The 26,699-nt window shown below is 52.6% G+C and carries 23 protein-coding genes and 1 pseudogene; 9 read left to right on the forward strand and 15 right to left on the reverse strand.

Annotated elements, in window-relative coordinates:
• Positions 1-259, reverse strand: a 259-nt coding sequence (locus A0129_RS04575; RefSeq protein WP_291712806.1) for a response regulator, incomplete at its 3' end; no start/stop codon positions are given.
• A 224-nt stretch (positions 260-483) separates the two neighbouring features.
• Between A0129_RS04575 and A0129_RS04580 the strand changes: the two genes are divergently transcribed.
• Positions 484-885, forward strand: a complete 402-nt coding sequence (locus A0129_RS04580) for a hypothetical protein (RefSeq protein ID WP_291712809.1) — start codon at positions 484-486, stop codon at positions 883-885.
• Between the two features lie 3 nt (positions 886-888).
• Here A0129_RS04580 and mnmE read toward each other — a convergent pair whose 3' ends face one another.
• From mnmE to rpmH, 5 genes are read right to left on the reverse strand one after another with little or no spacing between them, the layout of a single operon-like run.
• Positions 889-2,268 carry a tRNA uridine-5-carboxymethylaminomethyl(34) synthesis GTPase MnmE gene (mnmE, locus tag A0129_RS04585; protein ID WP_291712811.1) on the reverse strand — a complete coding sequence of 460 codons (1,380 nt, stop codon included), beginning with the start codon at positions 2,266-2,268 and terminating at the stop codon, positions 889-891.
• Positions 2,240-3,937, reverse strand: a complete 1,698-nt coding sequence (yidC, locus tag A0129_RS04590) for a membrane protein insertase YidC (protein WP_291712812.1) — start codon at positions 3,935-3,937, stop codon at positions 2,240-2,242. Before yidC ends, mnmE begins: the two co-directional genes overlap by 29 nt.
• Positions 3,938-3,965: 28 nt before the next feature.
• A complete protein-coding gene (yidD, locus tag A0129_RS04595; RefSeq protein WP_341710461.1) occupies positions 3,966-4,271 on the reverse strand; it encodes a membrane protein insertion efficiency factor YidD in 306 nt (101 codons plus the stop codon).
• Positions 4,178-4,537 (reverse strand): ribonuclease P protein component, encoded by a 360-nt coding sequence (locus A0129_RS04600; protein ID WP_341710462.1) that lies wholly within the window; start codon positions 4,535-4,537, stop codon positions 4,178-4,180. The genes yidD and A0129_RS04600 overlap by 94 nt, the downstream gene beginning before the upstream one ends.
• Before the next feature lie 33 nt (positions 4,538-4,570).
• The gene (gene rpmH, locus A0129_RS04605; RefSeq protein WP_008247028.1) at positions 4,571-4,705 is read right to left on the reverse strand and encodes a 50S ribosomal protein L34; all 135 of its coding nucleotides are present in this window, start codon (positions 4,703-4,705) and stop codon (positions 4,571-4,573) included.
• A 304-nt stretch (positions 4,706-5,009) separates the two neighbouring features.
• On the opposite strand from rpmH, the pseudogene dnaA reads away from it, so the two are divergent.
• The 4 genes and pseudogenes from dnaA (at position 5,010) to A0129_RS04625 (ending at position 11,887) form a co-directional block, all read left to right on the forward strand.
• A pseudogene (gene dnaA / locus A0129_RS04610) lies at positions 5,010-6,399 on the forward strand (chromosomal replication initiator protein DnaA).
• A gap of 228 nt (positions 6,400-6,627) precedes the next feature.
• A complete protein-coding gene (gene dnaN / locus A0129_RS04615) occupies positions 6,628-7,734 on the forward strand; it encodes a DNA polymerase III subunit beta (RefSeq protein ID WP_291712818.1) in 1,107 nt (368 codons plus the stop codon).
• Between the two features lie 32 nt (positions 7,735-7,766).
• Positions 7,767-10,292: a DNA topoisomerase (ATP-hydrolyzing) subunit B gene (gene gyrB / locus A0129_RS04620; RefSeq protein ID WP_291712820.1), complete on the forward strand. Its 2,526-nt coding sequence runs from the start codon at positions 7,767-7,769 to the stop codon at positions 10,290-10,292.
• Between the two features lie 92 nt (positions 10,293-10,384).
• A complete protein-coding gene (locus A0129_RS04625) occupies positions 10,385-11,887 on the forward strand; it encodes an MFS transporter (protein ID WP_291712822.1) in 1,503 nt (500 codons plus the stop codon).
• 9 nt (positions 11,888-11,896) lie between these two features.
• Here A0129_RS04625 and A0129_RS04630 read toward each other — a convergent pair whose 3' ends face one another.
• The 7 genes from A0129_RS04630 to A0129_RS04660 all read right to left on the reverse strand — a co-directional run bounded on the left by A0129_RS04630 (position 11,897) and on the right by A0129_RS04660 (position 21,024).
• A complete protein-coding gene (locus A0129_RS04630) occupies positions 11,897-12,364 on the reverse strand; it encodes a PaaI family thioesterase (protein WP_291712824.1) in 468 nt (155 codons plus the stop codon).
• The gene (locus A0129_RS04635; RefSeq protein WP_291712827.1) at positions 12,364-12,780 is read right to left on the reverse strand and encodes a DUF4442 domain-containing protein; all 417 of its coding nucleotides are present in this window, start codon (positions 12,778-12,780) and stop codon (positions 12,364-12,366) included. The genes A0129_RS04630 and A0129_RS04635 overlap by 1 nt, the downstream gene beginning before the upstream one ends.
• Positions 12,777-13,214, reverse strand: a complete 438-nt coding sequence (locus A0129_RS04640; protein ID WP_291712829.1) for a MarR family winged helix-turn-helix transcriptional regulator — start codon at positions 13,212-13,214, stop codon at positions 12,777-12,779. Before A0129_RS04640 ends, A0129_RS04635 begins: the two co-directional genes overlap by 4 nt.
• A gap of 86 nt (positions 13,215-13,300) precedes the next feature.
• Entirely contained in the window at positions 13,301-14,461 is a 1,161-nt protein-coding gene (cfa, locus tag A0129_RS04645; RefSeq protein WP_291712830.1) for a cyclopropane fatty acyl phospholipid synthase, read from the reverse strand.
• A gap of 83 nt (positions 14,462-14,544) precedes the next feature.
• Complete coding sequence (locus A0129_RS04650; RefSeq protein WP_291712833.1) at positions 14,545-16,413, reverse strand: hypothetical protein; 1,869 nt, start codon at positions 16,411-16,413, stop codon at positions 14,545-14,547.
• A 154-nt stretch (positions 16,414-16,567) separates the two neighbouring features.
• Positions 16,568-19,306, reverse strand: coding sequence for a formate dehydrogenase subunit alpha (gene fdhF / locus A0129_RS04655; protein WP_291712834.1), 2,739 nt, complete (start codon positions 19,304-19,306; stop codon positions 16,568-16,570).
• Positions 19,303-21,024 carry an NADH-ubiquinone oxidoreductase-F iron-sulfur binding region domain-containing protein gene (locus A0129_RS04660; protein WP_291712837.1) on the reverse strand — a complete coding sequence of 574 codons (1,722 nt, stop codon included), beginning with the start codon at positions 21,022-21,024 and terminating at the stop codon, positions 19,303-19,305. Before A0129_RS04660 ends, fdhF begins: the two co-directional genes overlap by 4 nt.
• Before the next feature lie 191 nt (positions 21,025-21,215).
• On the opposite strand from A0129_RS04660, the gene A0129_RS04665 reads away from it, so the two are divergent.
• From A0129_RS04665 to A0129_RS04680, 4 genes are read left to right on the forward strand one after another with little or no spacing between them, the layout of a single operon-like run.
• Positions 21,216-22,175: a patatin-like phospholipase family protein gene (locus A0129_RS04665; protein WP_291712839.1), complete on the forward strand. Its 960-nt coding sequence runs from the start codon at positions 21,216-21,218 to the stop codon at positions 22,173-22,175.
• Positions 22,176-22,227: 52 nt separating this feature from the next.
• A complete protein-coding gene (locus A0129_RS04670) occupies positions 22,228-22,893 on the forward strand; it encodes a response regulator transcription factor (protein ID WP_291712841.1) in 666 nt (221 codons plus the stop codon).
• Positions 22,894-22,919: 26 nt separating this feature from the next.
• Positions 22,920-23,621, forward strand: coding sequence for a DUF4197 domain-containing protein (locus tag A0129_RS04675; RefSeq protein ID WP_291712843.1), 702 nt, complete (start codon positions 22,920-22,922; stop codon positions 23,619-23,621).
• 42 nt (positions 23,622-23,663) lie between these two features.
• On the forward strand, positions 23,664-24,179 hold the full coding sequence (locus A0129_RS04680) for a copper chaperone PCu(A)C (protein ID WP_291712845.1): 516 nt from the start codon (positions 23,664-23,666) through the stop codon (positions 24,177-24,179).
• A 15-nt stretch (positions 24,180-24,194) separates the two neighbouring features.
• Here A0129_RS04680 and A0129_RS04685 read toward each other — a convergent pair whose 3' ends face one another.
• Both A0129_RS04685 and A0129_RS04690 read right to left on the reverse strand, forming a co-directional pair.
• Positions 24,195-26,252 carry a TonB-dependent receptor gene (locus tag A0129_RS04685; RefSeq protein WP_291712847.1) on the reverse strand — a complete coding sequence of 686 codons (2,058 nt, stop codon included), beginning with the start codon at positions 26,250-26,252 and terminating at the stop codon, positions 24,195-24,197.
• Between the two features lie 94 nt (positions 26,253-26,346).
• Positions 26,347-26,664 (reverse strand): hypothetical protein, encoded by a 318-nt coding sequence (locus A0129_RS04690; RefSeq protein WP_291712849.1) that lies wholly within the window; start codon positions 26,662-26,664, stop codon positions 26,347-26,349.
• Positions 26,665-26,699 lie beyond the last annotated feature (35 nt).

Consider the following 26,699-nt stretch of genomic DNA (forward strand, 5'->3'; position numbering starts at 1 on the left):
TCACAAAACCCGTATAAATTAATCCGCAAACTTTGGGAAACATGGAATCAAGCCATTCAATCGTTTCCTGTCCTTTGGAATCCACCAGGGTCAGATCAAAAATAATCAGGTCCGGTTTTTCAAACAGGTGTTCACGGGCTTGAACCAGACTGGTCGCCACATGAATTTGGGCGTGGGGAGCCATGTCTTTGCAGACGTCCTCAATCACCATTGAAATCAGGGGGTGATCTTCGAGCACCAAGATTTTTTGATTTTTCATTGTTCGCAGGCTAAGTCAGGCACACAGGACCTTTGGGTCTCTTCTTCCACCCAAAGAGTACATGAATTCACGGTAACAATTAAGCCTGCATTTTGCCTTTTTTTACAAAGGGTTCCGCTTTTCGGGGGGGCATCAGAAACAAGCATCCTCATTTCACGGAATGGGCAAGAAAATTCAAGTCAGTAAGATGGATTCATACCGAATTCTTTGCGGAGCAAGCCATCATGACAATCGCACTGGTCCAACATCACCAACACGACTGCGAACCGCTTTATTTTCGCCAGTCCGAAGCCAGAGTCACCATGGAGCTGGACAACGTGGCACACGGGCTAAAACATTTTGCTCAACAACTGCGTAAAACTGCTTCAGCACAGGCACGCTTTGCCTTGGTGGTTCAGCTGAAAACCTGGACGCTGAACAAACCCACCCTGCAAACCCTGATGACGCAATACCTGGATGAGGTTGAGCGCACCCAACAAGTCGTGCACCTGGACCCTGAAAGTCATAACGAATCCATTGAATCGCTGTGCGAGCAGCTGGTGTTTTTAAGTGCTGTGTTTGAGCAGGAATCTGAACTGATCGATCAAATGGCATTTGCCGATCCCCAACTGATGTTGTGCGACTAGAAATTACTTGCCGATACAAAACCGACTGAAAATCAAGCCCAGCAAATCATCGGGCAACATACGCCCGGTGATTTCGCCCAAAGCATCGTGCGCCAGGCGCAACTCTTCTGCAAACAAATCCAGGATTCGATCATCCTGTTGTGCGAACTCATGTGCGGCCGCAAGATGCTGACCGCACACCATCAAAGCATCAACGTGGCGCTGTCGCGCCATGAAACCATGGTCGGGCGTGTGGGCGATCCCCACCTTGGCCAATATGGCGTCTTTTAACAGCTCCAAGCCCTGACCATTTTTTGCGGACACTGGCAGTATGTCGAGCGGTAATTGTGGCATCTCAGGCAGCAAATCGACCTTGTTCATCACGGTAATGGTAGGCAAATGCACCGGCAGTTCAAGGTGGGTGTTCAACGCACTCGGTGAGTCCTGAGTTGCATCTTTCAGGATCAGCAACAGATCGGCCTCCTCCACTGATTTTCGAGTCCGCTCAATGCCAATTCTTTCCACCTCATCCGCTGTTTCACGCAAACCGGCCGTGTCAACCAACACCAACGGAATGCCACGAATATTCAGCTCCTGTTTGATTCGATCCCGCGTGGTGCCCGCAATGGACGATACGATCGCAATTTCCTCGCCGGCAAGCGCGTTTAACAAACTCGACTTACCCACATTGGGCTCGCCCACCAGCACAATTTGCAAGCCATCGCGAAACTTCACTCCTTCCTGCGCTGCACCGAGCAACTGTCGATGTGCATTCAAGATATCCGCAAGTTGACCTTTGGCATCTGCCTTCTCGAGAAATTCGATTTCCTCTTCAGGGAAATCAAGTGTGGCTTCGAGCAGCAAACGCAAATGTACAATCCGGTCGGCCAGATCATTGACCTGCTTCGAGAACACACCACTGAGCGACGCCGCGGCGGCTTTGGCTGTCGCTATAGAGCCAGCATCGATCAAATCGGCCACCGCTTCAGCCTGCGCCAGATCAAGTTTGTCATTCAAGAACGCACGCTGCGTAAACTCACCTGGCATGGCATGGCGCAACGGAATATTCAACTGCCGGGCAAGGGAAAGGGCATGCGCCACAACACCTTGCAACACTGCCTGACCACCATGGCCCTGGAACTCAAGCACATTTTCGCCGGTGAATGATGCAGGCGCGTTAAACAACAGGGCAATGCCCTCATCAATGGCGTGCTTATCAAAATCACGAAGCGTTAAAAGAGTTGCCAGGCGCGGTTTGGGCAACTTGCCACAAAACGCCATGCAAAAGGTCTGAAAACTGGAAGAAGAAGGAAAAGAAAACCGCACCACCCCCACCCCGCCCTTACCGGGCGCGGTGGCGATGGCGACGATGGGATCACCGTGCAGTGGCTGGTGCAGACTCAATTTGACGTGTAATTACCCACTGTTGGGCAATCGACAAAATATTGTTAACAACCCAGTACAGCACCAAACCAGCCGGGAAGAAAATGAACATGACCGAGAACACCAACGGCATGATCATCATGATTTTGGCCTGAACAGGATCGGGGGGCGTTGGATTCAACTTGGTCTGGATGAACATGGTTACCGCCATGATCACAGGCAAAATGTAGAAGGGATCCGGCGCAGCCAAATCGGTTACCCAACCCAACCAAGGTGCGTTGCGCATTTCAACACTGGCCAGCAACACCCAGTACAAAGCAATGAACACTGGGATCTGAATCAGAATGGGCATACAACCGCCCAAGGGGTTGATTTTCTCGCGCTTGTACATTTCCATCATGGCGCGCTGGAAACCCATTTTGTCATCGCCATATTGTTCTTTCAGCTTTTGCATGCGCGGGCCAACCTTGCGCATTTTTGCCATCGATTTGTAACTGGCGGCTGACAGCGGAAAAAACACCAGCTTGATCAAAATGGTCAGTACCACAATGGCCCAACCCCAATTGCCGATGTAGCTGTGAATTTTCTCCAGCAACCAATAAATAGGCTGGGCAATCACGGTAAGCCAACCGTAGTCCACGACCAAATCCAGTCCGGGGGACAAGGCTTCCAGCACACTTTGATCTTGCGGGCCTGTGTACAGTTTGGCCGTATAGGTGCCAGTCTGCTCAGGCGCCAAAGTACCCAGGCTACTCACGAGGCCAATGGAGTACAAGTTGGAATCTACCTGACGGGTGTAATTCTCGCGAGGACCATCCTGACCAATGATGGCTGACACAAAGTAATGCTGAATCATCGCCAACCATCCGGAATCAGCGGTTTTTACATAGTCTGCACTGCGATCGGCGATGTCTTCAAAGTCGATCTTCTGGTACTTCTTCTCAGGTGTATAAACAGCCGGCCCTGTGAATGTTGCATACAGGGAAGAGTCACTTTCAAGCGGGTTGCCGTCACGCGTAATTTGCACATATGCACTGGGTGATACGGGCTCTGTGCTTATGTTGCGTGCATTGATCACGAGGTCAATGTCGTAGCGATTCTTGAAAATTGTGTAGGTGGTTGTGTTTTCAACACCACCGCTTGTGGCTTTAAACACGAGCTTCAGCTCATCCTGACCAGGTGCAAATTCAGTAGAACCCGACACCAGCTCAAACAAGGTACGATGATTGGGTGCATCAGGCACACCCACCAAGCCAGCCTGGCCAACATAAGTACGGTTGGCTGTTTGCTCAAACAACTGAACCGGCAATTCCGGATTCTCGGCAGCAGGGTGATTGAGCAATTTTGAAGTAATCAGCTGTGCACCTTGGCTTGAAAACTGTAGTTCAAGTACATCGGTTTTGACAGTAATGGTTTGCGCTGCAGGCGCTGCTTCAGCAACGCTCGATGCAATCGCGTTCGGATCTGCAGGCACATCACCGGCAGTCGGGGCCACTGGCTGAGGCAAGTCATTCGCTGCATTGGCAGCAGTTGAACCACCAGCCTTGGCGACATCGTCTTGGTCGCTGGTTTGAGCGCCAGTGCTAAGGCCAAACAAGGTGGGCTTGCCAATAGAAGCCTGATAATTGTCCCAAAGCATGATGAGAGACAAGCTGAATATCATCAAAAGGACTAGCCTGCGCGTTTCCATTTAAATCCTTAATTACTGAGCTTAATGACTAAGAGTCGTGACTGGTGTGGCGAGCTTCAGGAACAGGGTCCAAACCGCCAGCATTCCAGGGATTGCATCGACAAATGCGGCCAAAAGACAAAGCCGCTCCTTTCCATGCGCCATGAATTTTAACTGCTTCAAGGGCGTATTCCGAGCAACTGGGGTAAAAACGGCAAGAAGGCGGGAAAAGAGGGCTAACAGCAAGCTGATAGCCTCGGATCAGTGCTGTGATGGCACGCGCCGTGAGAGATCGTTGAAAAGTTGTTGGAGTTCTATCCACCACGCTGCTCGATCTGAATGACCTACTGCACACACTGGCTTGCTCAAGCGAACCAGAAATCTGCCTTGGTAGTTACCCAGCGAGTCTTGGCAGGCATGGCGGATTAAACGTTTTAGCGTATTGCGATCCACGGCCCGTTTGGCCAAGCGCTTGGGAATCAGTATTCCGAATTGCGGCGGGGTGTCTTCGAACAGTGCGTGAAGCATCAACCGATCTGTTTTGGCCACTGGCCTGGTTTTTAACAGACCACCAAATGTTTCAGATCGAGTGATTTTTGTCGCATGCGACCCGGAACCCACCCTGTGCAATTCAGAATGTTCAAAGCGCCAGGCTTATACGGACAAACGTGCACGGCCCTTGGAGCGACGTGCGCGCAGCACGGCACGACCACCACGGGTGCGTGAACGTACCAAAAAGCCGTGTGTTCTTTGACGGCGAACTTTAGAAGGTTGATAAGTGCGTTTCATGGCAAGCCTCTGGCCCACATGGGCTTAAAATTTGGCGAAAAATTAATTAAAACTGGTTTGGCCCCTGGGTTAGCCTGTTACTAACCGGTACTTATCGGTCAGGCAGAGCCGACATGGATCGACGCTCACACCAAGGGAACCCAAAATTATAGAGGCAAATTCGGGAAAAACCTAGAAAAATCTGCAAGTTCGCGTGAAGGCAGCTAATCACTCACTCAATCCGTGGGGGTTTGGATACAATGGAGCGCTGAGTTTTAATTCCTGCAAAGCAGTTCATCCGAATAATAAGGCTGTTCATAACGTGATTGATCAATTCTGGAACCACTGTGTTGAAGCGCTTCGGAAGGAAATTCCAGCCCAACAAATCAAACTGTGGATCGAACCACTGACTGTGGTTGAATTTGATGAAAACACCGCGAGCCTGAGCATGGCCGCCCCAAACCGCTTCAAGCTTGATTGGGTGCTGAATAATTATGGTGGCCGTTTCAATGAACTGGCCACCGAGTTTTTTGGCTGCGATATGGCCATTCAGTGGCAAGTAGCCGCTAAACAGGCGAGTCCCCTCGTAGCGCCCCCCGCAGCGCCAGCCAAGAACAACAGTGATGCCGCCGCGCAAGGTGCACCCAAAGTTGCCGCCGTGAAGCGCGACGAAATTGCGGCCACGGTCTATGAACGTAGCCGTTTGAACCGAGACCTTTGTTTTTCCAATTTTGTGTCGGGTCGTGCCAACCAGCTGGCCCGAGCTGCCGCAGAACAAGTGGCATCCAACCCGGGTGTGAGCTATAACCCGCTGTTTTTATACGGCGGTGTTGGTTTGGGCAAAACCCACTTGATTCATTCCATCGGCAACCGCCTGCTGGAACAAAACCCAAACACTCAAATTCGTTACATTCACGCCGAACAGTATGTAAGCGATGTGGTCAAGGCCTACCAAAAAAAGGCATTCGAAGAATTCAAGCGCTCTTATTACTCACTCGACTTGCTCTTGATTGACGATATTCAGTTTTTCGGGGGCAAAAGCCGCACCCAGGAAGAATTTTTCTACGCATTCGAGCAGTTAATTGCTGCCAAAAAGCAAATTATCATCACCAGTGACACCTATCCCAAAGACATTCAGGGCATGGACGACCGGCTGATCTCCCGTTTCAATAGCGGTTTGACCGTGGCCATTGAGCCTCCCGAGCTTGAAATGCGGGTTGCCATTTTGCTGAAAAAAGCTGAACAGCAAAAAAATCCTGTTTTCAGAAGACGTGGCCTTTTTCGTGGCCAAGCACATGCGAAGCAATATTCGTGAACTGGAAGGTGCCTTGCGCCGAATCATGGCTTTTGCCAGCTTTCACAACAAACCAGTAACAATGGATCTGGTGCGGGAAGCTTTGCGCGACATGATCTCGGTACACCATGGTCAGGTGTCCGTGGAGAGCATTCAAAAAACAGTGGCCGATTACTACAAAATCAAGGTCGCAGACATGTTCTCCAAGCGCAGGCAAGCACAAATTGTGTTGCCACGCCAGGTGGCCATGTATTTGGCCAAGGAATTGACTGAAAAAAGCTATGTGGAAATTGGTGAGTTGTTTGGTGGAAGAGACCACACTACGGTGCTGCACGCTGTGAACAAAATATCGGAATTGCGAAATCAATCCTCAGAGTTGAACCATGCGCTGCATGTGCTGGACCAAACCTTGAAGGGTTGATTTAGAATTGTGGATAACTGTGTAACAAACGTGCACAACAATACGAGTTATCCACAGAAAAAAAAGAACCTGAAAAATTCGAAAAAAGTTATCCACAGTATGCAGATCGAGTCCCGGAAGTTCTACACCAATTTCGAAAGAACCTAAGAAGCTCAATTCAAAGGAAAAAATAGAGTTGTCCACAGAATTGAATCAACTCTATTAACTAATCCTATAAGGAAATATTAAATGGAATTAATTCATAGCTCGCGCGATGCATTGGTTCGAAAACTGCAAATCGTCAGCAACATCGTCGAACGTCGAAACACCTTGCCGGTGTTGGCCAACATTCTGTTGAAGAAACAGGGAGGCCTGCTGACTCTGCTGTCTTCAGACATTGAGATGCAGATTCAAACCAGTGCGGAAGTGGGTGCTGGTGGCGAAGACACTGCAACCACTGTGGCTGCTAGAAAATTCCTGGATATTTTGAGATCACTGCCTGAAGACTCGGATGTGATGGTGAAACTGGACGGCAAGAAGATGTCCGTGCAGGCCAAGAAAAGCCGTTTTGCATTGCAAACCTTGCCAGCAGAAGACTTTCCACTGGTACAGGAACCCAAAGAATGGGTCACTCAGATCAGTTTGCCCCAAAAAATGTTAAAGAATTTGTTGGGCATGGTTCACTTTTCCATGGCTCAGCAAGATTTGCGTTATTACCTGAATGGCGTGTTGCTGGTCATTGAAAGTGCTTGCGTTCGAGCTGTCGCCACCGACGGACACCGTTTGGCCTACGCTGACGCGCCTGGCCAAGGCGGTACCGCCAAGCATGAGGTGATTATTCCGCGTAAAACCGTGCTTGAACTGTCGCGTTTGTTGAATGATACGGATGACACCGTGACTATTGATTTGGCCAGCAACCAGGCCAAGTTCACTTTCTCGGACATTACCCTGATCACCAAGCTGGTTGAGGGCAAGTTTCCTGATTATCAACGGGTGATTCCGAAAACCCACCAGCACCATGTGGTCATTTCCCGTGATGCCTTGTTGCATTCGCTGCAGCGGGCCTCGATTTTGACCAGCGACAAATTCCGCGGCATTCGCTGGGTGTTAAGCGCCAATGGTTTGACCATTGTGGCCAACAACTCGGATCAGGAAGAAGCCCGGGATGAAATGGAAGTCGAATACCAAGGTCCCGAGATTGACGTGGGTTTTAACGTAAACTACTTGTTGGATGTGTTGAACAACCTCAAGTCGGAAACCGTGCAGTTTACGTTGCAAGACGGGAACAGCAGTGCATTGGTGACCACCCCTGGCAAAGACGATTTCAAGTATGTCGTGATGCCCATGCGTATTTAAAACGACAATAAAACGAAAACAACAACACTCTTATGACTTCAGAAACACAGAATGGCGGTGATTTGCCCGTACAAGGCAACAACGCAGATTATGGCGAAGGTTCAATCCAGATTCTCGAAGGTCTGGAAGCGGTCCGAAAGCGTCCTGGCATGTACATCGGTGACACATCCGATGGCACCGGTTTGCATCACCTTGTGTTCGAAGTCGTCGACAACTCGATCGACGAAGCCTTGGCTGGCCATTGCGATGACATCGTGGTGACTATTCATGCTGACAACTCAATCAGCGTGACCGACAACGGCCGGGGTATTCCGACCGGTGTAAAAATGGATGACAAAAACGAGCCCAAGCGCTCGGCGTCTGAAATTGCGCTGACCGAGTTGCACGCCGGCGGTAAATTCAACCAGAACAGTTACAAGGTTTCTGGTGGTTTGCACGGTGTTGGTGTGAGTTGCGTCAATGCCTTGTCGAGTTGGTTGCGCCTGACGGTACGCCGTGAAGGCAAAGTACATCAGCTTGAATTCGCGCGTGGCTTTGTTCAAAACCGGATTATCGAGCAAGTAGACGGTGTTGATGTATCGCCCATGAGAATTGTGGGCACCACGGACAAGCGTGGTACTGAAGTACATTTCCTGCCTGACACTGAAATTTTTCAGCAGAACAATGATTTCCACTATGAAATACTGGCCAAGCGACTGCGCGAACTCAGCTTCCTGAACAATGGTGTGCGCATTCGCTTGAAAGATGAGCGCACAGGCAAGGAAGATGATTTCGCTGGCAGTGGCGGTGTGATGGGTTTTGTTGAATTCATCAATGCCAACAAGAAAATTTTGCACCCCAATACATTTTACGCGGCGGGTGAACGCCCAGCCGAAACTTACGGTGGCATTCCCGGCACCAGCATTGGCGTTGAAGTGTCGATGCAATGGAATGACGGCTTTAATGAATCGGTGTTGTGTTTCACCAATAACATCCCGCAACGCGATGGGGGTACGCACCTGACTGGATTGCGTGCCGCCATGACCCGCGTAATTGGCAAATACATTGAAGTCAATGAAATAGCCAAGAAGCAAAAAGTGGAAGTGACTGGCGACGATATGCGCGAGGGCCTGTGCTGCGTGCTGTCTGTAAAAGTGCCTGAACCCAAGTTTTCAAGCCAGACCAAAGACAAACTGGTGTCAAGCGAGGTGCGTGCACCCGTAGAGGACATTGTGGCCAAGGTGCTCAGTGAGTTTTTGGAAGAACGGCCTAACGATGCCAAGCTGATTTGCAGCAAGATTGTTGAAGCAGCGCGTGCGCGTGAAGCCGCTCGCAAAGCGCGTGACATGACGCGACGCAAGGGCGTGCTGGACGGTGTTGGTTTGCCGGGCAAACTTGCCGATTGTCAGGAACGCGACCCTGCCAAATGCGAAATCTACATTGTCGAGGGTGACTCTGCGGGTGGCTCGGCCAAACAGGGTCGAGACCGCAAGTTCCAAGCCATTCTGCCGCTGCGCGGCAAGGTACTCAACGTTGAGAAAGCCCGATTCGACAAATTGCTGACTTCGGAGCAAATTACCACGCTGATTACTGCCTTGGGTACCAGCATTGGCAAGGACGATTTCAATCTGGCGAAATTGCGCTATCACCGCATCATCATCATGACCGACGCGGACGTGGATGGCGCACACATTCGAACCCTGTTGTTGACTCTGCTTTATCGCCAAATGCCGGAACTGGTTGAACATGGCCATGTGTACATTGCGCAACCGCCACTGTACAAAGTCAAGCACGGTAAAGATGAGCGTTACCTGAAAGATGATCAGGAAGAGGCGCAGTACATGCTGACCATTGCCTTGGAAAAAGCGGCGCTGATTCCTGGTGAAGGCAAAGACCCAATCAAGGGTGAAGCACTGGAAGAATTGGCCCGACAGTTTGTGACCGTGGAGGCTGTGGTACGCCGTTTGAGCCGTTTGATCGATCCCGATGTACTGAACGCGATTGTGGAAGGTGTTGAACTGGATCTGGATTCGGAAGAAGCATCCAAGGCAAGCGCAGCCCGCTTGCAGGAAGTACTCGATCCAACAATCATGACTGTCTTTTCACAGTTCGATGAGCAAAGCGACAAGCATCGTGTCTTGATTCACCGCCGCCACCACGGCAATGTGCGTGTCACCACAATTGATCCGGATTTCGTTCACGGCGCTGATTATCCACTGTTGGCCCACGCCGCGAAAACCTTCAAAGGCTTGATTTCCGAAGGCGCCGAAATTCAACGTGGCGAAGGTGAAAAACAAAAGGTACAGGCGGTGCAAAGTTTCCGCGAAGCCATGCAGTGGTTGCGTGAACAAGCAGAAAAAGCAATTACCAAACAGCGCTACAAAGGCCTGGGTGAAATGAACCCACAACAGTTGTGGGAAACCACCATGGACCCCACCGTGCGCCGTTTGCTGCGCGTTCAAATTGAAGACGCCATTGCGGCAGATCAAATTTTCACGACCCTGATGGGCGATGAAGTTGAGCCCCGTCGTGCGTTCATCGAGAGCAACGCTTTGAAAGCAGGCAATATTGACGTTTAAGAACAACGTCCTTGATCAGATAATCACAATCTTCGATTAAGCTCAAACCCCACACACTACGTCGTGGGGTTTTTTATTGGGGATGCAACTTCATGGAATCCAGCAAAGCAAGGTGGATCGGCCTTTCGGTCATTGCATTGGCTTGTGTACTTTACTCCATGGACTTGACGGTATTGAATCTCGCAATACCCGCCATTAGTGCTGACCTCCAGCCCAGCAGCGCGCAGCTGCTTTGGATTGTTGATATTTATGGATTCATGGTAGCTGGTGCCTTGATCACCATGGGCACACTGGGTGACCGGATTGGTCGCAGGCGTTTGCTGATGATTGGTGCGGCGGCATTTGGCGTGGCCTCAGTGTTGGCGGCTTTTTCAAACAGCGCAGAAATGTTGATCGTGACGCGCGCTTTGCACGGTTTGGCTGGTGCCACGATTGCGCCTTCTACGCTTTCGTTGATTAGAAACATGTTCGATGACCCCGCCGAGCGCATGAAGGCCATTGGTATCTGGATCAGCAGTTTTTCAATTGGCGCAGTGATGGGGCCTTTGGTCGGCGGGGTATTGCTGGAATATTTCTGGTGGGGCTCGGTTTTTTTGATCAATGTACCGGTGATGATTTTATTGTTGGTACTCGCGCCACGCCTGTTGCCTGAATACAAGGATGAATCTGCAGGTCGCATGGATCTGCCCAGTGCAGCGCTTTCACTCAGTGCTGTACTTCTCCTTATTTATGCACTGAAAAACACTGCGGAACAGGGTTTGAACATCACCGGAGCTTTGTGTTTAGTGGGGGGTTTGGCGCTTGGCGTGTGGTTTGTGCGTCGGCAAGCGGGCTTGAAGGATCCACTGATTGATCTAAACCTGTTCAAGGCACCCGGCTTCAAGGCGGTGCTGGGCACTTACCTGTTGAGTTGCCTGACCATGTTTGGTGTCTACGTTTACATCGCCCAATACCTGCAACTGGTGCTGGGTTTGACTCCTTTGGTTGCGGGGGCCTGGACAGTGCCCTGGGCACTCGCTTTTGTGGTGGGCACGAACATCACGCCTTGGCTGGCCAGACAATTGGGACAAGCGAAATTGGTTGTATTTGGATTGTTGGGTACAGCGATTGGTTTTGCCGGCCTGGCTTTGTTGAGCATTAAAGCCGACATGGGATTGCTGGTGTTGGCTACAGTGGTACTTGCCTTGGGTTTGTCTCCGATGTTTACTTTGGGAACAGAATTGATCATCAGCAGTGCACCACCGGAGAAGGCCGGTTCTGCATCTGCATTGGCAGAAACGGGTGCTGAATTCGGCGGTGCAGTGGGTATTGCAGTATTCGGCAGCATCGGTGTGGCCATTTACCGGGATCGCATGGAGAGTTTGTTGAACCCAGCCTGGCCAAGCGAGATTCAGCGTGCCGCCCAAGATACCTTGGGTGGGGCCGTGGCTTCTGCTGTGCAATTGCCGGCAATGGAACAAATCAGTTTGTTGCAAGCCGCCAGGCATGCCTTTATGGAAGGCATGCAACTGACTTCAATTGCTGGCGCGGTACTTATGTTGCTGGCCAGTGTACTGGCCTATAAAAGTCTGAAGCACCTGCGCACTGCGCACTAAGCGGACTCTTTAATTTTTCTTCAGGTTCCAGGTCACACGCATGCGGGCCACGCTTTGCCCGCTCGCATCGCTAACCTCCACTTCAACTGGAAAATTGATTTTTCCAGTAGTACGAAGCGTCTTCTTCAGCGGCGAAATGGCTTGCGCCACCTTGGCCTGGGCATTGACAAGGCCAAGGGCAGGTTGCAGCACTTCAAACTCAACCTGAGCGGCTACTGGCCGCACTCCCAAAATAACGGAGGCAAAGCCACCCGCCATGGCTGCGCCCGAGCAGGTCTCGGCCAGGGTAAACAGAGCACCGTCAGCAAGCTTGCCAGTGTCGTCCAGCAGTTCGGGCCTCTGTGCCATTTCACACCGAGCCACGCCCTCGCCCATGCTGCTTAACCGAACACCACAGGCTTTGGCAAAAGGCACTTTGCCATCCATTTGCATCTTGACCAGGGGTCGCATGATCAGGGTAAGTAGTGTGTCCAACATTATTGTTCTCCTTGAAGCAGTGTGAACTGAATGTGAAGCTCAGCCAGGGGTTCGTTGGCTTCGTTGTTCAAAGTGCTCACCGTCTGCGCAAGTCTGTTGTCGAAATCAATTGTGGGCGCTGCGGTGTGGATCCAAACAGGCCCTTTCGCGGGTCGTTTGTAAGCGATTCTGCTGGTATAAGCCGTGATTTTCCAGCCATGGCTGTGCAGTGCCAATGCTTGTAGAAGTCGCACTTTTGCATCTGCTTGAGCGGCGGTGAACAAGGCGCCAGCATGGAGGGTTCCAATGTGGTTTTTCAGAAAAGAATCAAAACCCAGTTGAACGTGTTCTTCTGAGTTTTTATTCACAGAGCCCAGTTTGGCAAACTGGAAAAATGGATTGCTGGCCAGTGTTTGGGCCAGGCGCATGGCGTTCATTCGGGGTCTCCTTTGGGTTGCGAGAAACGCGTGTGTACGGCATTCAAAAACTTCAGCACGGTGTCAATTTCCTCCGTGGTAAAACCTTCGACCAGTTGTTTATTCAATTTGACCAACAGGGGTTTGGCGGCCTGCATTTTGTCCCTGCCTTTGTTGGTCATTCTCAGGTGAGCCACGCGGGCATCTTCTCTTGAAACCACCCGTTCAATCAGTTTGGCGGTTTTCATGCGTTGCACCAGACCGGTCATGGCAGAGCTGTTCAAACCAAGCACTTCGCCAAGCTCTTGCATGGAAGCGTGTGGAAATTTATCCAGTGCAAACAACAAACTGACCTGCGCGGCCGGCACACCAATGGCTTGTTCAACGCCACTGTCGGCGTGGCGATAAAGTACAGCACGCGCGCGGTTGAGCATGAAGAAAAGACGACGATCCATGTGCGTTCCATATATTACGTATGCGTAATATATGGAAATCAGACAGATCAGTCAATTAATACGTGTGTGTAATAAATTCAGTGAAGTCAGAACCGGGGTCTTTTACTGCGATAGACCTGAGCGTTCTCGCGGTGACTGAAAACCAGTTGCCACAGCATGCCTTTGCGGGCACGGAAGTAAGCTGCGCAGGTCATCAGGTAATAGGTCCACATGCGATGAAAACGTTCATCGTAATTGGCTTGAAGTGTGGGCCAAGCCTTTTCAACATTGGCATGCCATGCCATCAGTGTTTTGTCGTAATCCGTGCCAAAGTTGTGCCAGTCTTCCAGCACCAGTTTGCCGTCAACATGTTCGGCAATCTCGCTGGGCGACGGGATTTTTCCGTTCGGAAAAATGTATTTGTCGATCCAGGGATCGGTGGCCTCGGTTTTATTGAATCCACCAATGGTGTGCAATAAAAAAAGCCCGTCTTTCTTCAGAAGACGGTGTATGGCGTCAAAGTAGGCTGGGTAATTTTTCAAACCTACGTGTTCGAACATACCCACAGAAACTATTTTGTCAAACTGACCCTGAAGGTCGCGGTAATCAATCAATTCAATTTCTACAGGCAACCCGGCGCAACGCGCCCGGGCATATTGTTGTTGCTGGGTTGATACTGTAATGCCCAGTACTTGCACGTTAAAATGTGTTGCAGCGTACCAAGCCAACCCACCCCAGCCACAACCGATATCCAGCAATTTCTCACCTGGTTGCAACTGCAATTTTTGGCAAATCATGTTGAGTTTGTGCACTTGAGCCTGTTCAAGCGTGTGAGCTTGTTCCCAATAACCACATGAATAAATCATGAGCGGATCAAGCATCGCCTCGAACAGGTCGTTGCCGGTGTCGTAATGATGTTCCCCGACTTGAAATGCACGCGTGGGTGCCTGCAGGTTGATGACTTTTTCACGCAAAGCCAACATCAGCCATTGCATTTTGGTCCAGGCTTTGGTGTGCTCATCGGCGTTGTTGCGCATCAGGCGATACATCATTTCGTCAAGTCGTTTTACCGTCCACCATCCGTTCATGTAGGCCTCACCCAAACCCAGAGAGCCATGGCCGAGCACAGCACCGAACAGGCGTTCGTCGAGTATTTGAATATCGTGGGGTTCAGGGCCGTTGATGCGTACGCCCGCGCCTTGCAAAAGGCCGGCTATCGGCTTGGGTACCTTTTGGGCATCGACCAAATCATGCGAGTTTGTTTTCATAGGACCTGTGAAGTGACTATGACGACACACTGATTATTGCAGACTTGAAAGGTGCTTGCCAAACAGCTTCTTGACGAGGAAATTCAACGTGAAAACTGGAATGCAGGCACACCGTTTGGAACGGTTTTGTTGATATTGCCTTTCCAGCCTTCTACCCGTGCAGCAACATGCGCAAGGCCTTGAACCAGCAAGGTGGGTGTGGACAGCAGGAACATCAGAATGCCAATGTTGGTCATTGAGAAGTTCACCGGAAAATTTCCTTCGGTGCTGACTGTTGAGGGGCTGCCCGTGGCGTCGGCGGCAATGGGAATAAAAGTGCCAAAGATGATGGCCAGCACTGCACCACCGAAAAAACGCCCCAGACTGTTGCACATGGAGCGTGAAGCCGGGCTGGTGCCCACAGCGTTGTGTGCAAGAAGGGCAATGTTGTTAAAGATTCGTGACAGGTTTGCGTTGGATGCCAAAACCACGTTCATGTTGAACAAACGCATGCCTTCAGCAATTTTTATGCATGCGCGGGTCACTGGTCCATATTGGTGGATATTCTTGGCCATGTATTCACCCTTGAAACAGTTTTTTGAGGCCCTGACAGGGTCGCTCATTTTCTTGGCATGTGCTTTTTGATAACTTTCACTGGCCCATTTTCGCAAGGTGGGTGCGATGTGGGTGTTGGCCACGCGATCAAGCAATGCCGCAGGGTAGGCAAGTGTTTTGAGGGCAAAATTGTGGATGGCGGGCGCTGCAATTTCTTCGGTTTGCCGGCGTGCATCTTTCATCGCCTTGGCATGCGGGTTGGCGATCTCCATGTGGTCCACTGTACTGACCAGCGCCACATAATGGCTTTCTTTGGTCGTGACTGCTTTGGCATAACGATAGCGTGCCCAAAGGGTTGCCGAGTCGCCGGTTGGCTTGTCAACTTGCATGTATTGCCCCAAAGCATTTCTAAGGGCTTGCATGTTTTCAAGCTCGGTTTTGGCTGGGTCGATTGCGGCCAGGGCAGAATTCAGAATGTGTGGAATACCTTGGGTATCAAGGCTATCCGATTTGATTTTCTTCAGCAGATGGTGCTTGCCTTGCATGGCCTTGACCATGATTTGAATCAGTTCGGGTTTGTTTTTGATGGCTTTGAGTTGCGACAGTAATTTTTGAAGATTGTCGCTGACGTCTTTCGACAATTCCTGCTGTTGTTTTGTGTTGACCTTGTGTTTTTGAACCGCAATTTGACTGGCCAAGCCTGCGCAGAAGCCCAGCAAACCCAAGGCTGAAGAGGCCACTGGAAATGCAATGAGCAAGTTCAAGATACCTTGCCCCAAGAAAGTGGCCGTGTTGCCTGAAAGGCCGCGTATTGCGGTCAACAATTCGGTGGTGGCTACACCGATGAACCCAAGCATGCCGAACATGAGAAATTTGTTTTTGGTGCTTTTTTCATCCACACCACTGGCAGCAGTATTGCGCATCACGTTGTAAGTCATGCCTGTGGGTGCTGCATTCATTTCACACAATCCGTGCAAAATATGGCTCAGATTGGAGAAACGCCGAGCCCACAGATTGCGTGACGTATGGCCATTGTCCTTGTTGTAATAATTTGGGCTGTAGCGAATATAGTCTTCACGCATCAAGCGGTTTTGAACACCACTGGAATTCCACACGGCCTCGTCGTATTCCTCATCGGTCAGGTCGCGGCCCAGCGCGTTTGATTTTTGTTTGGCTTGGTAGTCTTTTCGCAGAATGGCTGCTTCGGAGTATTGTTTGGATTCAAAATGCGCTTTGCCGACGACGTTGATGGCGCGTGTCGAGCCCACAAAGTCGCAAATTTTTTTCCACATGGTCCGCTGTTTGTAGGTGTCACCGTGCACATGTTTGTTGCCTGATTTGCGGGCGATGTTGTTCTTGATGCTGCGGTCAAGCGCGGGTGTGATTAAGTTGGGTGAGGAGGAAATTTGCAAGGCCACGACAGGTCTCCAGAACGTACAGTTCGAGTGCATTTCATCTTTTCTTTGACCCTCAACATGTCACAAACTGTGAATTTGTCCAAAAGCGGGCACAAAGTCATCACCCTTTGTGTGTCACTTTATTCATTAAAGTTTGAAAAAATAAGGGTTTCCCCTATTTTTTGTGCACCGCAATAGCGCAGTACTTGAACTCGGGAATTTTTCCGTCGGGGTCGAGTGCTGCGTGGGTCAGTTTGTTGATGGCTGCCTCGGCATAACAAAAAGGTACAAACACATGGCCCGGTGGTGTGCCAGTGTCGGCGCGTGCAAACAGTTGAACCTCCCCGCGGCGGGATTGAAGCCGAATGGTATTGCCAGCCTCAATGTTCAAGGCCTTTAAATCTTCGGGATGAAGCAGTGCAGTGGGTTCGGGTTCAATGGCGTCCAGAACGCTGGCGCGACGGGTCATGCTGCCAGTGTGCCAGTGTTCGAGTTGTCGTCCGGTGATCAATACAAAGGGGAACTCGGAATCAGGTGTTTCAGCAGCCCCACGGTATCGCGCTGGCACCAGGCGGGCTTTTCCATTGGGTGTCGGGAAGTGCTCGGTAAACACCACGGCTTGGCCAATGTCTCCTTCATGAGCGCAGGGGTAAACCACGGCGTGCTCGCGTTGCAGGCGTTGCCAGGTGATGCCCTCAATGCTGTGCATGGCGCGGCGCATTTCATCAAACACGTCTTCCACACTGTTATACCGCCAGTCCAGCCCCAGTCCTTGAGCAATACTTTGAATAATCCAAAGGTCTTGCCGTGCTTCACCGGGCGGGTCGATGGCTTGTTGCCCAAGTTGCACCAGGCGATCGGTATTGGTGAAGGTGCCGGTTTTTTCAGGAAAAGCGCTGGCGGGTAAAACCACATCTGCAAGGCTTGCTGTTTCGGTCAGGAAGATGTCTTGCACCAACAGAAAATCGAGTGCGGCCAGTGCTTTTCGGGCATGGTTTAAGTCGGGGTCAGACATGGCGGGGTTTTCACCGAGTATGTACATGCCTTTTACAGCACCGGCGAGAATGGCTTGCATGGTCTCGACCACGGTGAGCCCGGGGGTGTTGGAAAGTGGCGTGTTCCAAAGGGCCTCGAACCGTTGTTGTGCTTCGGGATTGCACACCCGTTGGTAATCCGGGTACATCATGGGGATCAGCCCGGCGTCTGATGCGCCCTGCACATTGTTTTGGCCGCGCAGGGGGTGAAGGCCCGTGCCAGGTCGACCAATTTGCCCGGTGATCAGTGCCAGTGATATCAGGCAGCGTGCATTGTCGGTGCCGTGGGTGTGCTGTGAAATGCCCATGCCCCACAAAATGATGGATGCACTGGATGTGGCATACAGGCGGGCCACTGCACGTAATTCAGCCGGTGATATGCCACAGATGGATGACATGGCCTCGGGTGTGCAGGCGCTGACATTTGCTTTCAGTTCATCAAAGCCTTCGGTACGTTGTTCGATGAATTCCCGATCAATCAGATCTTCGTTGATGATGACGTGAAGCAAGGCATTGAGCAGTGCGACGTCACTGTCGGCTTTAAATTGCAGAAAGTGGGTGGCGTGCCGTGCCAGGTCTGAACGCCTGGGGTCGGCCACAATCAGTTTGGCGCCGTTTTTAACCGCGTTTTTAATCCAGGTGGCGCCCACAGGATGATTCACTGTGGGGTTGGCACCAATTACGAAGATCACTTCGGCCTGGTTTACATCCATCACCGGGTTGGACACGGCTCCCGACCCAATGCCCTCCAGCAATGCAGCCACCGACGAGGCATGGCACAGGCGGGTACAGTGGTCAACATTGTGCGTACCAAAACCGGTGCGAACCAGTTTTTGAAACAGATAGGCTTCCTCGTTGCTGCATTTGGCGGAGCCAAACCCAGCCAGTGCGTGGCCGCCATGGGTTGTTTTTATCTGCTTGAACCGATCAGCAATCAAGGCCAGTGCTTCGTCCCAGGTGGCGGTGCGAAACGCATGGTTCACCTCTTCAGGATTCAGTAGGTTGACCGGATTCTTGGCAACACCTTCACGGCGAATAAGCGGTTGGGTGAGACGTTGTTCGTGGTGAACATAGTCAAAGCCATAGCGCCCCTTGACGCACAGGCGGCCTTCATTGGCGGGTCCCTTGCGACCTTCGACATGCAAAATGGTATTGCCCTTCACGTGGTAGGTGAGCTGACAGCCGACACCGCAATAAGGGCATACCGAATCCACAGTCTTATCCGCGGGCTGGTGTGCTGCGGCTCTGGCTGGGCTCAGCGCACCGGTGGGGCAGGCTTGCACGCATTCGCCACAGGCCACGCAGGTGGAGTGGGCCAAAGCGTCACCTTGATCGAACACAACGGTGGCATGTTCACCGCGAAAAGCCAGGCCAATGACATCGTTCACTTGCACCTCGCGGCAGGCGCGTACGCAGCGGGTGCACTGGATGCATTGGTCCATGTTCACTGCAATTGCAGGGTGCGACAGGTCGGCGGACACGGATGCTCGCGCCTCAAACCGGGTGCTTTGAATGCCCATTTGCTGGCACCAGTGGGTTAATTCATTGTCGGCCTTCAACTTGTTTGGGTTCACTTGCCTGGGCATGTCAGCCAGCAACAGTTCCAGAACCATTTTTTGCGCGGCGATGGCTTTGTTTGAATTGGTCTGTACCACCATGCCAGCTGCGGCCTGTCTGCAACACGAGGCGGCCAGGGTACGTTCCCCCTCCACTTCGACCACGCAGGCGCGGCAGTTACCCGCAGCCTCAAGGCCGGCCTTGTAACAAAGGTGAGGTACGTCGATGCCCTCGCGCTGGGCAAGCCGCAGAAGGGTCTCACCGGGCAGGGCTTCAACAGTTTGTCCGTTGAGCTGTAAGCGGATCATTTGCGAGGCGTTCATGATTGGCTGCCTCTGGCCCCGGATTCCAATTCCTGAGGAAAGTAGCGAATAACGCAGTCAATCGGATTGGGGGCGGCCTGGCCCAAGCCGCAAATGGAGGCATCGCGCATGACGGCAGAAAGCTCCCGCAACAACGGTACATTCCATCGGGGCTGATTGATCAAGGCCAGGGCTTTGGCGGTACCGGTGCGGCAGGGCGTGCATTGCCCACAGCTTTCATGCACGAAAAACCGCATCAGATTGCGGGCCATGTTCACGGCGCTGTCAGCTTGAGAGAACACCACAACGGCCGCGGAGCCGATAAAGCAGCCGTGGGGTTGCAGGGTGTCGAAATCAAGTGGCACATCGGCCAGTGCCGCTGGCAATATTCCGCCAGACGCGCCGCCTGGCAAATAGCCGTAAAGTGTATGGCCGGGTTGCATGCCATCGCAGTACTCGGAAATCAGCTCGTTCAGGGTAATACCTGTTGGGGCCAGGTGAACGCCGGGTTTTTTCACGCGTCCTGACACAGAATATGACCGTAGACCACTTCGCCCGTGGCGACCCTGTTTGGAGAACCAGCCGGCCCCTTTTTCAAGGATGGTGGGTACCCAGTACAAGGTTTCAAAGTTGTGAACCAGTGTGGGTTTGTTGAACAAACCCACTTGAGCCACGTAAGGCGGGCGTAGTCTTGGTAATCCACGTTTGCCTTCAATCGACTCCAGCATGGCCGATTCTTCACCGCAAATGTAGGCGCCTGCACCACGACGAAGTTCAATGGCGGGCATGTTGCTTATCGGCGGTTTGGCTTTCAGAAGGGCCAGTTCGTTTTGCAGCATGGCCCGGCAGGCGTGGTATTCGTCGCGCAGGTAAATGTAAATGGCGCTGGCTTGAACGGCCCAAGCGGCAATCAGCATGCCCTCCAAAAATTGATGTGGGTTGTGTTCAAGGTAGCTTCGGTCTTTGAAAGTACCGGGTTCGCCTTCATCAATGTTCACAGCCATCAAACGAGGTGCGTGTTGCTCGCGCACAATGGCCCACTTCTTACCGGCTGGAAAACCCGCGCCACCCAGGCCGCGCAGGCCTGAATTCGAGAGCGTGTCGATGACCGATTCAACTGTGCGTGTCCCAGTTACACATTCGTGCAAAAGTTGATAACCCCCTGCGGCTTTGTATTGGGTCAAACCAGTGTGGCGCGTTGGCAAGGGCTTGGTGTGCTGACCGAACGCTGCTTCCATGATGTCATGATGATTGGCCCAGCCCATTTCATGCTGGCCCACAGCCGCAGCCGGGGCCTGCTCGCAACGCCCAATGCAGGGTACCGCTTGAACCCGCAGTGTGCTGCCCAGCAAGGCCGGCAATTGGTCGATCAGGCCCTGTGCACCTGCCATACAGCAAGCCGGGCCATTGCAAAGGCGCACAGTCAGGGTGTGGTTCCCCGAGCTTTTCGAATCGACCACATCAAAGTGGTGATAAAAAGTAGCCACTTCAAACACTTCGGTCTGTGACAGCTTCAGGCATTCAGCCAGCGCAGCGAGGTGAGTTTTTGGCAGGCAGCCGAGGTGGTCCTGCAGCAGGTGGAGGTATTCAATCAGCAGGTCGCGACGCAATGTTTCCCCGCCCAGAACGGCTAGGACTTCGGACATGCTGTGCGAATCAATTTGTCGACCTTTGGGCTTTTTGCGGTGTTGTTGCGCAAAGTCAACAGCAGTTGCAATCGGTATGATTGCTGGGTTCATCTTTTCTCCGCCTTCTGTTGTTCGCCCTATTAGGCCGTGATTGAACTTACACAGCCCTTTCTAGGACCAAGGGCTTGTGCTGAAGTTCATCGTAAACCTGTCTATCCAATTGCCGTTAGTGCATTCTGTCAACCCAAGTTTGCTGCGCTGCGGTAGCATCCTGTTCTTGAATCAGTTTTCGAAAAATGTGTATGAAAAACAAGCCTTTTGGCATTTTCCTGGCGTCCATGTTGACCTTGGTGTTGTCGGCCTGTGCCACGGTTGCACCGCCAGTGGCGCCCTTGCCTGAACCTGTACCTGCTGCCCAGGCGCAAGACCCAATTGCACCAAAAACCCGCGAGCCAGTGGTCGCTTTGGTGCTGGGGGGCGGCGGTGTGAAGGGCTTTGCCCATGTGGGTGTGATCAAGGTGCTGGAAAGCCACGGTATCAAACCCAGCATTGTGGTGGGTACCAGCGCGGGCAGCTTTGTAGGCGCTTTGTATGCCAGCGGCATGAATGCTTACACCTTGCAAAGCGTTGCTTTGGGCATGCAGGAAGCCGATATTCGCGACCTGACCTTGAGCAGTCAGGGGTTTCTGATAGGCGACAAATTGCAGCAGTATGTGAATACGCAAGTGAAGAATAAAGCCATTCATCAGTTCCCGATTCGTTTTGCAGCGGTGGCCACAGACCTTGAAAGCGGAGAAAAAGTGGCCTTTAACTACGGCAACGCCGGGCAGGCTGTGCGTGCATCGTGCAGCATCCCCAACGTATTTTTACCCACTCGAATTGGGAAGCGTCAGTTTGTGGACGGTGGATTGGTCAGCCCTGTGCCGGTGCTCACGGCCCGTGAAATGGGTGCTGATGTGGTGATTGCGGTGGATATTTCTGCCAAACCCCGCACTGGGGCTGGTGCCATGGGATGGTGGGGGTTGCTCGACCAGAGCATCAATATTCTGAGCCAACAGGCCATTCGTGCCGAGCTGGCCCGCGCCGATGTGGTGATACAACCCAGTGTGCAGCATGCGGATGCATTGAACCTGGACCAGCGCCACGAGTTTTTGCTGGAGGGCGAAAAAGTGGCGCAGAAGCTGGTCCCGAAAATTCAAGCGGCCATACAGGGAAGCCGTGAACGGCTGATGGCACAATCAAACCCGCAGGCACGGCTGTAATTTTTCGCAGTACAATGCCCTGATGACACAAGAAAAAACAGGGCATTCAGACATGGGTTCGCAGACGGACAAACCCACGATTTTGATCGCTGAAGACCACCCGATGATTTCAATCATGTTGGCCGACATGATTGATCAGCTGGTCAATCAAAGCGAGATCATTGTGGTGGAGAGCATGGAAAAAGCCAGAGGGGTTCAGGTCACCCCAGATTTGGTAATCGCTGACCTGGATCTACCCGACTCCAAAGGTGTAAGCACCATCAACACTTTCGCTGTGTTGTTTCCCCAGTGCCCAAAACTGATTTGCTCCGGTGTGCTGGACAAACATCTGGCGCGCGAGGCCGAGCGAGCTGGCTACTTTTATGTGAACAAGGCCAGCACCTACCCCGAGCTGCTGCGTGCCCTTCAAAACCTGTTGATACAGGCCGGTGTACTCGACGACGTACCCAAAGGCACGGAAAAGGCTGCCAACGAATATCATTCCAACATTTATGCCCCGGGGTCGGATAAACCGCTGACTTGGAAACAGGTGGAAATCATGCGCAAAACGGCAGAAGGTTTGTCAGCGAAAGAGGTTGCGCGGGAAATGGACATTAGCCCAGACACGGTGCGTGGGCACATCAAAGAGATATTCTTGCGGCTTGGCGCCAAAAACAAAGGTCAGGCTGTTGATATTTTCATTCGGGCGGAACGCAAGGCGCGTTTACTCGATTCTTGAACACCGCGATGGCTGGGGAGGCCAAGATGATCCATTTGATGCATTCCGTTCGGGCCTTGTTTGTGGCTTTGCTTGCGTTGATATTCGCTGGCACAGTGGCCGCGGCGGATTTAAGTGGCATTACCAGCAAAGAGGCTGTGACTGCGTTGCGCACCACCCTGAGCAAAGGGGCCGATTCAGCGGTGGGCAGTTTGGGCAAAACCGATGGTTTTTTGGGCAACCCGGCGGTGAGAATCAAGCTGCCGGAGTACCTGGAAAACAGCAGAGGCTTGTTGAAAATGGTGGGCATGGGTTCACAGCTGGACCAGATGGAGGTCAGCATGAACCGTGCAGCAGAAGCCGCAGTGCCTCAAGCGAAAGCCGTGTTGAAGAAAACGATACAAAACATGACGGTTGAAGACGCCAAACAGGTACTGAGTGGCGGTGACACCGCAGTGACAGATTTTTTTCGCAGCAAGACGCAAGCCGATTTGTACACCCAGCTTTTGCCGATTGTGAAGGGCAAAACCGCGCAGGTGGGTTTGGCACAGCAATACAATGCACTGGCCGAAAAGGGCAGCCGCTTTGGATTGGTGAAGGCTGAAGATGCCAATTTGGAGGGGTATGTCACCAACAAGGCGCTTGATGCGTTGTTTTTGATGGTGGCCGAAGAAGAGAAAGCGATTCGTGCCAATCCCGTTGCAGCTGGCAGTGCTGTGCTTAAGAAAGTGTTTGGGAGTTTGAAGTGAAAAGAATGACTCAATTGGCCGTAGTGTCTCCTGTGTGCCTTGGTGGCCTGTTCAGAACACCATGATCATGGTGACGAGGCTGGGCATGTGCATGATTCGCCTTCCGCTGTGGAGCAGGCGGCAACGCCCTCACAAGTTCAGGATGGCATCACGGTTCAAAACGCCTGGGTGCGCCCCACTGTGGGTGAGCAGGATGCAACCGGTGCGTATCTGACCATTACCAGTCAGGAACCGATTGCTTTGGTGGGTGTGGCCACGCCCGCTGCTGAAATTGCCGAAGTGCATGAAATGAAAATGGATGGCGACATCATGCGCATGCGTATGGCCGAACGCATTGAAATGAAAGCCGGTGAGCCGCTGGAACTGAAGCCGGGTGGCTACCATGTGATGTTGATGGCTTTGACTTCACCGATAGAGGCAGGTCAGGAAATTGAATTGAGCCTGCAATTTGAAAAAGCAGATGGCAGCAAAGTTGAAATGCCCGTGAAAGCCGTGGCGGGTCAAAACGCGGCAGGTGATCACCACAGCCATGGCGGCGGTGGTGATCACAAGCACTAAGGTCATCCAGCAGATTTAGAAAGCCAGTTTCACACCCACCAGCGCGGAGCGCCCGCCCAGCGGAGTGTAGCCGCGCACGGTGTTCAGCGTGGTGGCTGAGAATGCCAGTTCGTCGGTCAGGTTTTGCAGGTTGGCAAACACTTCACCACCTGAGCGGCCCCAAGTGAACGCCTTGCCGATTCTCAAGTTCACGAGTTCGTAACCTTCCACTTTGGTATCACCTGCACCAGCTTTGCTGTCGCTGACCCAGATCAGCTCCGGCGTGATGGTCCAGCCGGCTTGTGTGTAGGCTGCACTGGCGACCACACGTTGCGGGCTGATGCGCGGCAAATTGCCTCCCCCATCGGTGCGTTTTCCACGGATCAAGTCGTACTGAACTGCGGGCTGCAATTTGCCAGAACCCACTGCGTAGGCAGTTTGATAACCGAGCTCAATGCCTTGAAACTCAGCAGGTACCGCTGTGAAATCAAATACCTGAATGGGAGGCTCGCCCGGTTCAATGAACTGGGAATTGGCACCTGTACGCCCAATCAGGGCGATGTAATTGTTGTACCGGCTTGCAAACGCTGTGGCGTTGAACTTGGATTCGCCCCGTGCCCAAGTGCTGGTTAATTCGAGGTGACGGCCGCGTTCCTCTTGCAAATTCGGATTGCCTTTCTCGTAAGCGTCTGTGGCCACATGCACGCCGTCGGCATACAACTCGAAGCTGGAGGGCGCACGCTCCACCCGAGACACCGAACCACCCAGCGACCAGCCATTGCCTATGGGCGCAGTGTAACCCAGTGAGAAAGAGCTGGGAGTAAAACTGCGGTTGATGGCAGGACCCGCATCTACACCGGCACCCGCCACCGGGCCATTCAAGGGCGATAAGCCACTGGTGGCTGCATTCACATCCACTTGGTCACCACGCAGACCGAATTCGAACACTCCGCTATTTTCCTGTCCGCGGCTGGCGCGGAAGATGGTGAAGATGCCTGTCTGGTCGGTGCTGGTGCTGGGCACAAAGGCCTCATCACCGATGGCTGAAAAGTCGGTGCGTTCAAACTGTACGCCAGTGCTGGTGTTGAAATTCAAACCGGCAATGGAAAATGGCTGCAGGGCCACTTCCACGCGGCCGTCCACGCCATCGTTTACAAACAGGGTGGCGGGTGCACCATCTTCAAATTCCCGGTGTTGATAATCGGTTTTGGCCAGCCGGTATTTCACTTGCTTGAAGGCGGCGTTGTTGAAGTTTTGCTCGCCTTCCAGTGCGTAGCGCTCGCTTTCCATGCCAATGCGTACATCGAGCGATTTCGGAACACCGTATTCGTTGTTGTAACGTTCCGCGGATACGCCTATGTAGCCATTGCCGGTTTGGAACGAGGCTCCGATGGCTGCACCATCGGATTTCGAGGAGGAGTTTTGAACCCGGCTGCCCGTGACACCGTCGGGGTCGGTGAAGGTGGGGGTTTCAAGGTCGCGCGTGGTGCGCTTGAATCCATCGAGGTGAATGCTGACCCCCTGCCCCAAACCGGCATCCAGCTTAAAGCCACCCGCTGTTTGATCCGCAGCGCCACCGCCCAGCAAGTTAACCTCACCCTGAAGGCCTTGGACGGGCGTGCGTGCAATACGTTGGTCGACCAGATTGACTACACCGCCGACCGCATTGCCACCGTAGGCCAGTGCGGCGGGGCCACGAAGGATTTCAACCTGGTGCAGGGAAAATGGATCGACTGGCAAAGCGTGATCGAAGCTGAGTGCAGACACATCGACGGTGGCAGCAGAATTGCGCAGAATCTTGATGCGGTCTGAGTCTTGCCCACGCACAATCGGGCGGCTTGAGTTGGGGCCAAAGCCGGTGGTGGAAACGCCGGGCTCGTAACGCAATGCATCACCCAAGGTGCTGGCGCCACTGGCATTCAGCTCATCGGCTGTGATCACGGAAAAAGGTTTGGTGATGGATTCCGGCTGCTCGGCTGTGCCGGTGATCACAACGGATTCAAGGAGGGCTTCTTGGGCCAGGGCTTGGGTTTGGGCGATGAAAAGCACGCTGGCCAGCGCCACGGCACGGCGCTGAAATTGGGATTTGTTCATGTTGTTTCCTGAAATACAGCACGCCGCCTCCCAGCCCTGTTTTGACCACACAAGGGCTCGGAAAGCGACAAAAAAATAAAGGGGATTGTTTACTTCAGGAAAAACCGGGCGGATCGCGTACACGCACACGCTGTGCAAACAGTGTGTTGCGAGGTGTTTGAGTCGCAATATGTGGCTTGCCCAATTCGACCAGCACCGGCAAAGCGCAGCCTGTTGGTGGATTGGAAACCGCAGCCTGCGCATTGGCAAGCCCATCAAACAGCAAGCAAGAATGGAGAATATCGCTGGAAGCGCTGTGCCCATGTGCGTGTGAATGGCCGTATTGCGACTCGGCCTGCAGTGAGTCCCGGTGCTCAATGCTGTGGGCAAGCCCTGCCCATTGCGTGGCCAAAACGGCCAGCGCGATTAGCATGTGTTGGAGCCAGCGGATGCGCATCGGGGAGATCA

It is taken from the genome of Limnobacter sp. CACIAM 66H1 (genome assembly GCF_001601825.1).
Taxonomy (GTDB): domain Bacteria; phylum Pseudomonadota; class Gammaproteobacteria; order Burkholderiales; family Burkholderiaceae_B; genus Limnobacter.